4 protein-coding genes are annotated in these 2,584 nt (G+C 61.5%); all 4 read left to right on the forward strand.

Annotated elements, in window-relative coordinates; all coding sequences use genetic code 11:
• Nucleotides 1-5: 5 nt before the first annotated feature.
• Complete coding sequence (locus AC1DOX_RS30845) at nt 6-116, forward strand: IS3 family transposase (RefSeq protein WP_441618306.1); 111 nt, start codon at nt 6-8, stop codon at nt 114-116.
• A gap of 325 nt (nt 117-441) precedes the next feature.
• Complete coding sequence (locus AC1DOX_RS30850) at nt 442-1,008, forward strand: cytochrome b (RefSeq protein ID WP_441624640.1); 567 nt, start codon at nt 442-444, stop codon at nt 1,006-1,008.
• Between the two features lie 127 nt (nt 1,009-1,135).
• Nucleotides 1,136-1,711, forward strand: coding sequence for a YceI family protein (locus AC1DOX_RS30855; RefSeq protein WP_092135282.1), 576 nt, complete (start codon nt 1,136-1,138; stop codon nt 1,709-1,711).
• A 78-nt stretch (nt 1,712-1,789) separates the two neighbouring features.
• On the forward strand, nt 1,790-2,380 hold the full coding sequence (locus tag AC1DOX_RS30860; protein WP_092135281.1) for a YceI family protein: 591 nt from the start codon (nt 1,790-1,792) through the stop codon (nt 2,378-2,380).
• Nucleotides 2,381-2,584 lie beyond the last annotated feature (204 nt).

Genomic DNA, 2,584 nt, shown 5'->3' on the forward strand with positions numbered 1-2,584 from the left:
ACCAACTGCGACGCAGCATTGCCGAATACATCCGGTATTACAATCACGACCGCATCAAGCTAAAGCTAAATGGGCTGAGCCCTGTGCAATACAGGACTCAGCCCTTGGCCGCATAACTTACCCGTCCAACTTTACGGGGTCAGTTCACAATCGTTGCCAGCCCTTCTTCTTTTTTGTTTCGGAAGAATTGACGACGGTGTCATCAATCTGACCGGGCACCCGGACGATAACGACGGTACGATGCCAGCGCGCGTGGCGGGTGCGACATCCGGTCACATCAAATCATTTGAACAACTTAATTAAGATCGGTCCTTCTCACACCATGCCGGTCCCCCAATAATGCGAGAATTGCAGTCGACGGAGCGGACCGGCAGGCGCCGCTGTCGACAGGATTGCTGGCATCAGATCCTCGCAAAATAACGAACGAAGGGATTGACTGACATGGGTTCGAACAGGGTTTATCCGGCCCGCCAGACCGGGGGATACACCGCCACCGCCATCGGCCTGCACTGGCTGATCGCGTTCGGTATCTTTGCCGCTTTCGGGCTGGGGCTGTACATGACCGGGATTCCCGGCCTGACGCCGACCAAGCTCAAGCTTTTCTCGTGGCACAAATGGCTGGGCGTAACCATCTTCGCCATCGCCGTGCTGCGCGTCCTGTGGCGCGCCACCCACGCCGCGCCCCCCGTGGCACCGGGCACGCCAGCATGGCAGGCGAGGGCCGCCGCCGCTGCGCATCATCTGCTGTATGTGCTGATCCTGGTCGTGCCGATCACCGGCTACCTGTACAGCTCCGCCGCCGGCGTGCCGGTGGTGTACCTGGGGCTGTGGAAGATGCCGCCGCTGATCGAGGCCAGCGACACCCTCAAGCCCATCCTGAAGTACGCCCATGTATGGCTGAACTACCTGATGGCCGCAATCGTGGTGGTGCATGCGGCCGCGGCGATCAAGCACCAGGTCATTGACCGCGATGGCACGCTGGGCCGGATGATTCCGTTCCTGCGCTGACCCGGTTGGTGGCAAAGCAAATGTGCGCTGTAACCGGTATGCTTGCTGCGCCCCATGTGGTAAGTCGCATCGTTTTCCGAACCGTTATTCGACCGGCCCGGATGGCCGGTACCGACAGGAGTCACAGATGAAACGCATGTCCCGTCCTGGCACGGTATTCGTGGCGGCCGCACTGGCCACGGCCGGCCTTGCTGCCAACCTTGCCTGGGCCCAGATCGACGCCGCCAAGAGTTCGGTCACGGCCACCGCCCGCCAGATCGGCGTGCCGATGGAGGGCAAGTTCAGGAAGTTCGATGCCAGCGTCGACTTCGACCCGGCCAAGCTGGCGACGTCCTCCGCCAAGGTGGAGATCGACGTGTCGAGCTTCGAGATCGGCGATGCCGAGACCACCAAGGAGGTCAAGGGTCGCGACTGGTTCGACGCGGGGAAGTACCCGAAGGCCGTGTTCCAGTCCACCAGCATCAAGAATGGCGTTGCGGGCAAGTATGAAGTGGCCGGCAAGCTGACCATCAAGGGCAAGACCCTGGACGTGGTGGTGCCGGCCACGTACAAGCAGGAAGCGGGCGGCCAGGTGTTTGACGGCGTGCTGCCGATCAAGCGTACCGCCTTCAATATCGGCGACGGCGAGTGGAAGGACACTTCCGTGGTCGCCGACGACGTGCAGATCAAGTTCCATATCGTGACCCCGGCAAAGAAGGGTTGAAGCGGGGCCGCCCCCGATATTCGCCCCTTGGCCGTTTTAGTGAACCTTACTCTCCAACCTTTTGATGGGAGACCCGAGATGAAAATGCGTACCCTGATTGCCGCCGTTGCGGCAGCTTCCGCCACCCTCGCCGCCGGCGCCGCCATGGCCAATGCCGTGACGTACAACATCGATCCGACGCACACGTACCCGAGCTTCGAGACCGACCACCTGGGTGGTCTGTCGACGTGGCGTGGCAAGTTCGAGAAGTCGACCGGCGTCGTGACGCTGGACCGAGCCGCCAAGACCGGTTCGGTGGACATCAAGATCGATCCGGCTTCCGTCGACTTCGGCAACGCCAAGCTGAACGAACACGTAAAGGGCCCGGACATGTTCGACGTGCAGGCCTTCCCGGAAGCGACCTACAAAGGCAAGTTCTCGAAGTTCAAGGGCGACGTGCCGACTGAAGTGGATGGCATCCTGACGCTGCACGGCGTGTCCAAGCCGGTGAAGCTGGAGATCCGCGAGTTCAAGTGCATCCAGCATCCGATGCTCAAGCGCGAGGCCTGCGGTGCCGACGCCGTGGCCCAGTTCAGCCGCGCCGATTTCGGCATCGACTACGGCGCCAAGTACGGCTTCAAGCAGGAAGTCAAACTGGCAATCCAGGTGGAAGCCGTGAAGGCCGAGTAAGGCAGTCGCGGTTTTCCCCCGGGAAAGCAGAGGGCCGGCATCGTGATGTCGGCCCTTTTCTTTGTGCGCCCAGCATGGGCGCACTCTTGTGGGTGCAAGTCCCACCGTAAGTTGATCACCGCGAACGAAGCGAAGCGCAACTGCGAAAGGGTGACCGATCGTGGGGAGGAAGCGTGGAGCGAAGCTGCGAGCCGAGGGACACGA

This window comes from Cupriavidus sp. 01L415 (assembly GCF_056400065.1).